Source organism: Dokdonella sp. (assembly GCF_041395345.1).
GTDB lineage: Bacteria > Pseudomonadota > Gammaproteobacteria > Xanthomonadales > Rhodanobacteraceae > Dokdonella.
In genome coordinates this window covers 41693-47692 of record NZ_JAWLAR010000023.1, presented here as the reverse complement: position 1 = coordinate 47692, position 6000 = coordinate 41693, and the positions used below count along the sequence as shown (strand labels likewise).

General features: G+C 61.8%; 4 protein-coding genes. 1 reads left to right on the top strand and 3 read right to left on the bottom strand.

Annotation, left to right across the window (positions count from 1 at the left end):
* Positions 1-1320 (bottom strand): CTP synthase (locus R3F00_RS17085; RefSeq protein WP_371282936.1); only part of this gene is annotated, 1320 nt, incomplete at its 3' end.
* A gap of 254 nt (positions 1321-1574) precedes the next feature.
* Here R3F00_RS17085 and parE point away from each other — a divergent pair.
* Positions 1575-3476 carry a DNA topoisomerase IV subunit B gene (gene parE, locus R3F00_RS17080; protein ID WP_371282935.1) on the top strand — a complete coding sequence of 634 codons (1902 nt, stop codon included), beginning with the start codon at positions 1575-1577 and terminating at the stop codon, positions 3474-3476.
* A gap of 197 nt (positions 3477-3673) precedes the next feature.
* On the opposite strand, the gene R3F00_RS17075 is transcribed toward parE, so the two are convergent.
* The gene (locus R3F00_RS17075) at positions 3674-4912 is read right to left on the bottom strand and encodes a cation:proton antiporter (protein ID WP_371282934.1); all 1239 of its coding nucleotides are present in this window, start codon (positions 4910-4912) and stop codon (positions 3674-3676) included.
* A 272-nt stretch (positions 4913-5184) separates the two neighbouring features.
* Positions 5185-5985 carry a hypothetical protein gene (locus R3F00_RS17070; protein WP_371282933.1) on the bottom strand — a complete coding sequence of 267 codons (801 nt, stop codon included), beginning with the start codon at positions 5983-5985 and terminating at the stop codon, positions 5185-5187.
* Between the last annotated feature and the right edge of the window lie 15 nt (positions 5986-6000).

Below are 6000 nucleotides of genomic sequence, written 5' to 3'. Positions count from 1 at the left end.
GAGACGCATCGTGCCGCCGAGGTCCGAACTCTCGTCGCGCTTTTCGACGTCACCCGAACTGGTCGTCCACTCGGTGATCAGGGCGATGACCGGGTCCTTGCAGGCGCGATCGTTCTCGCTGGAATTCGCGCCCTCGAGCCCGGCCACGTTTCGCGCGAATTCCACTACCGCAGCGTGCATGCCATAGCAGATGCCGAAATACGGCACGCGATTCTCACGGGCGAATTTCGCCGCCCCGATCTTGCCCTCGAAACCGCGCTTGCCGAATCCGCCCGGAACCAGGATGCCATCGACATCCCTGAGCGCATCACCGCCGCGGCGTTCGACTTCCTCGGATTCGACCCAGCGCAGGTTGACCCGCGTGTGCTGCTTGAGGCCGCCGTGCCGGAGTGCCTCGCCGAGCGACTTGTAGGCATCCTTGTGCTCGACGTACTTGCCGACGATGGCGATGCTGACTTCATCCTTGGGATGCTCGATCGCCTCGACCGCAGCTTTCCATTCGCCGAGATCGGCCGGCTTGGCCTTGAAGTTGAGCCGGTCGAGAACGATGTCGTCGAGGCCTTGCTGGTGCAGCCATAGCGGAAGGCGATAGATGATGTCGACATCGACCGCGCTGATGACCGCCTTTTCCGGAACGTTGGTAAACAGGGCGATCTTGCGCCGGTCCGATTGCGGCAACGGCTGCTCGCAGCGGCACAGCAGCACGTCGGCCTGGATGCCGATCGAACGCAACTCCTTGACCGAATGCTGGGTCGGCTTGGTCTTGATCTCGCCAGCCGCCTTGATGTACGGCACCAGAGTCAGATGCATGAACATCGACATTTCCGGGCCGTGCTCGATGCGTATCTGGCGAATCGCCTCGAGGAAGGGCAGAGATTCGATATCGCCCACGGTTCCCCCGATCTCGACCAGGGCAACGTCGTAGCCACTGGTGGCTTCGTAGATTCGGTGCTTGATCTCGTCGGTGATATGCGGAATCACCTGAACGGTGGCGCCGAGATAGTCGCCGCGACGCTCCTTGGCGATAACGCTTTCGTAGATCTTGCCCGTGGTAATCGAGTTCTTGCCGGTCAGGCGGGTGCGCATGAAGCGTTCGTAGTGACCCAGATCGAGGTCGGTTTCCGCACCGTCGTCGGTGACGTAGACCTCGCCATGCTGGAATGGGCTCATCGTGCCCGGATCGACATTGATGTAGGGGTCCAGCTTCATCATGGTCACGCGCAGGCCGCGCGCTTCAAGGATGGCCGCCAGAGACGCGGCAGCAATGCCCTTGCCAAGCGAGGACACCACGCCACCGGTCACGAAAATCAAGGGGGTCATGGAAAGCCATCCGCAGGAAAACCGTATTCTACCGGCTAAAGTCGGTGGCTGCGAGAGGCGGCCGGCTGTCGATGGCAAGCGGCAGGCAGGCTGCATGAAGGCGGCAAGGCGCTCCGGCGAAGCGAGTGACCTGCACGCCGCCGCTTCTCGCTATTCCCGCCAGGCGCGCGTTCGCTTGCCGCAGCCGGGCGACTCTTGCCAGTTCTGATGGTTCCCGCCACCATGCGCGGTCACCTTTCCAATCTCCCAATTCAATGAGCAGTCGCTACAACGCCGCAGATATCGAAGTACTTTCGGGGCTGGACCCGGTCAAGCGTCGTCCCGGCATGTACACCGACACGACGCGACCGAATCATCTTGTTCAGGAAGTCGTCGACAATTCGGTGGACGAGGCGCTGGCCGGCCATGCCAAATCGATCCAGGTGGTCGTCCACGCCGACGGCTCGGTCTCGGTCAGCGACGACGGTCGCGGCATGCCGGTCGACATCCATCCCGAAGAAGGCATACCGGGAATCGAACTGATCCTGACCCGGCTGCATGCCGGCGGCAAGTTTTCCAACAAGAACTACCAGTATTCCGGTGGACTGCACGGTGTCGGCGTGTCCGTGGTGAACGCGCTTTCCACGCGCGTCGAGGTCCTGATCCGTCGCGAAGGCCAGATTCATCGGATGGATTTCAAGGATGGCTTCCGGGCCACGCCACTGGAGGTGGTCGGCAGCGTCGCCAGGAAGCAGACTGGAACAACCCTGCGCTTCTGGCCGGATCCCAGGTATTTCGACTCGCCGAAGATCCTGCTCGGCAAACTCAAGCATGTACTGCGCGCCAAGGCCGTGCTTTGCGCAGGTCTGACTGTTGGCTTGACCGACGAAGCCAGCGGCGAGGAAACCACGTGGCACTACGAAGACGGCTTGCGCGACTACCTGCGCTCGATGATTGGAGATGCCGAACGCCTCCCGGCGGAGCTGTTCATCGGTTCGCAGCAACGCGAAAAAAGCGCGGTTGATTTTGTCATCGCCTGGATGCCGGAGGGCGAGTTGACCCAGGAGAGCTATGTCAACCTGATACCCACCGCGCAGGGGGGTACCCATGTCAACGGATTGCGTACCGGACTGACCGAAGCGCTGCGCGAGTTCTGTGACTTCCGCAACCTGCTGCCCCGCGGCGTCAAGCTGGCCCCGGAAGATGTCTGGGATCGACTCTGTTTCGTTCTTTCGCTGCGCATGCAGGAGCCGCAGTTCTCCGGCCAGACCAAGGAGCGCCTGTCCTCACGCGATGCCGCAGGGCTCGTGCAGGGCGCTGCGCATGACGGCTTCTCGCTCTATCTGAACCAGCATGTGGAGATTGGAGAAAGGATCGCGCAGCTCGCGATCGAGCGCGCCGCCCTGCGCCTCAAGGCCGAAAAGCAGATCGTGCGCAAGAAGATCACCCAGGGACCGGCCCTGCCCGGCAAGCTGGCCGATTGCGCTTCCAGCGATCTCTCGCGCACCGAGCTCTTCCTCGTCGAGGGCGATTCCGCCGGCGGCTCGGCGCGGCAGGCGCGCGACAAGGATTTCCAGGCCATCCTGCCCTTGCGCGGCAAGATCCTGAATACCTGGGAGGTGGAGTCTGGCAGCGTGCTCGCTTCGCAGGAGGTGCACGATCTCGCCGTCGCCATCGGCTGCGATCCGGGCAAGAACGACATCACCGGCTTGCGCTACGGCAAGATCTGCATTCTTGCCGATGCCGACTCTGACGGCCTGCATATCGCCACGCTGCTTTCAGCCCTGTTCCTCAGGCATTTCCCGGCGCTGGTACGCGAAGGGCACGTCTTCGTGGCCATGCCGCCGCTGTTTCGTGTCGATGTCGGCAAGCAGATGTTCTATTGCCTGGACGAGTCCGAGCGAGATGCGATTCTTGATCGCATCGAACGCGAAAAGATTCGCGGCACGGTCAACGTGACCCGCTTCAAGGGCCTCGGCGAAATGAATCCCAGTCAGCTTCGCGAATCAACCATCAATCCGGATACGCGCCGGCTGGTCCAGCTGACGATCGAGGGTATCGACAGCACCGATGACAGCACGCGAAAGATCATGGACATGCTGCTCTCGAAGAAGCGTGCTGCCGATCGCAAGAGCTGGCTCGAGGAAAAAGGCGATCTCGCTTCGCTGGACGTCTAGGGCAACGCTGAACAAGTGGCGCAATCGTCATGGCATTCAGAAGGTCTGCCAGTCGTGCTGCGAGGCGAAGTGAAGGCGGGTGGCCTTGGCAAGATTCGCGGTGCGGCTGGCGGGCTTTCTGAAAGCCACCTGTTTCAATAGAGAATCAATCGGTCAGGCGGCGCCTGCCGGAATGTCTGAAACCACTGCGCGCCGATTCAATCCGGTGCGTGCATGGCACGACGTACGACCCTGCCGATCGACAGTCCCTGCCCGAGTATCGAGAAGACCACGACGGCGTAGGTCATGGCCAGCACGACGTTGCGCTCGGAACCATGCGGCAACGACAGCGCCAGGGCGACGGAAATGCCACCGCGCAACCCTCCCCAGGTCAGCACCTGCCATGAGCCGCGAGGCAGGGCGAAAACGCGCCCCAGGGCGGCCACCGGCGCGCCGACAGCCAGCAAGCGGGCAAGCAGGGTTATCAGGACCGTGCCGAGCGCAGCGACCGCCAGATTCGGAGAATAGGGGATGACCAGCGCTTCCATACCGATCAGCACAAACAACACCGAGTTGAGGATTTCATCGAGCAGCTCCCAGAACATGTCGAGGTGCTGGCGGGTCTTGTCGGACATGGCACGGGCGCGACCGTGGTTTCCAATGACCAGACCGGCGACGACCATCGCCAGCGGGCCGGAAACATGCAAGTGCGTGGCCAGCAGATAGCCACCGAGTACGGCCGCCAGAGTCAGCAGCACCTCTTCCTTGTAGCTGTCGATGCTCTTGAGCAAACGAAACGTGACATACCCCAGCATCAACCCGAAAGCGATGCCACCCCCGGCCTCATGGAGCAGCAAGGTGCCTGCCTCGGCGGCCGTAGGTGTCTGACCCAGAGCAATGGCGCCGAGCAGGATCGAAAATACAACCACGCCGACACCGTCGTTGAACAGGGATTCTCCGGAGATCACGAGCTCCAGGTTCTTTGGCGCACCGGCAGACTTGAGGATGCCCAGCACCGCTATCGGGTCAGTCGGTGAAATGAGCGCACCGAACACCAGGCAATACATGAACGGCAACTCGATCCCGGTCATCGGCAGGAAGACCCAGACGCAACCTCCCACGATCATCGTGGAAGCCAGGGTGCCGAGGACCGCCAGCGATCCCACCTGCCAGCGATAGGTACGCAACTCGCTCAGATCGACATGCATCGCGCCGGCAAACAGCAGCACGGACAGCATGCCCTCCATGAGCACGTCGGAAAAATCGATGGATGCCAGCAAGGAGACTTCGAGATCGTGCAACTCGCTGAAGCCAAGCTTGTCGAGGCCGATCAGCGCCAGCGAAAGGATCAGGGCAATCGCCATGACGCCAATCGTCGTCGGAAGGCCGACCAAACGATGGTTCACATAGGCCAGCAGGGCAGTCAACACAAGGAAAATGACGGCAATTTCAAACACGTCTGCACCTCGACTTGCCAGACGCCTGACCGATACGGGAAAGTGGCCAGCCTGGCCTGGCGAGTGTGGCTGATCCCAGCGCCGCACGGACAACTGGCACACTGCGGGTCGATGGATTGCCGGGCCCCTGCGTGAATACCCGCGCCCGTCGGAATTCCCGGCTACCCTCCGAAGCTTGCGCAGGATGCCACTTGAACAGTGCTAGCGCCCAGGCCAAAAAAACCGGGGGCCCTGAGGGCCCCCGGTCGATGCAGCGATGCAGCAAATGAGTATCAGCGACGCGAGCGGCGACGCAGGCCGAACATGCCGAGCATGGCCAGGCCAAATGCACCGAGCAGCATGCTCCACTGTCCGAGGGTCGGCAGTTCGCGAGCCGGAGCCAGCGGCGTTCCGCCACCACCCACCGTGCCGACGATCTGGAACAACTGGTCAGGGTTCGTGCCGCCACCCACGCCACAGGTAAGAACCGGTGTGAATGTCGTGCAGCCCGAGCCGAAACCGTCACCCGGATTGGACCAGACGGCCTCATTGCCAGTCTGAGTTGTACGATTCGACCAGAAGATCTGCCCGTTCGTTGCAAAGTTGACGTCAACCTGTACGGCTACCCAGTAGGTACCTGCACCGATGGCGCAAGGCGCATTCAAGGTAATGGTCGTATTCGTTGCGGTCACGTTTGCAGCAGCTCCGGGAGAGCTGCAGGCGGGTGCTGCGGCCGGCAAACCGCCGGCGTCCGGGTAGATGTTGACCGTGGCGGTCGTCGCCAGTGGCGTGCCAACCGTGGAGACGATGTTCACCGTATCGATGGTCCAGCCGCCGGCCGGCACCACGAAATCATCCGCGCCTTCGGAGTCATAAGCATCATAGCTGGCTTCGAAATTCTGGACCGGAAAGCCGTTGCCTGCCGCGTTGTCGGTCTGGTCGTACAGCACCACCGATCCGCCATTCGGAGCTGGGAAATTGGGCTGAACTGCCGATCCTGGATTGCTTGCAACCGGCGCTGCAATACCCGCGCTGGACATGGCGAAGACGGCCGCAGCCACACCGCTGGCGAGCAGGTTTTTACGATTGATCATTTCTATCCCCAAAAG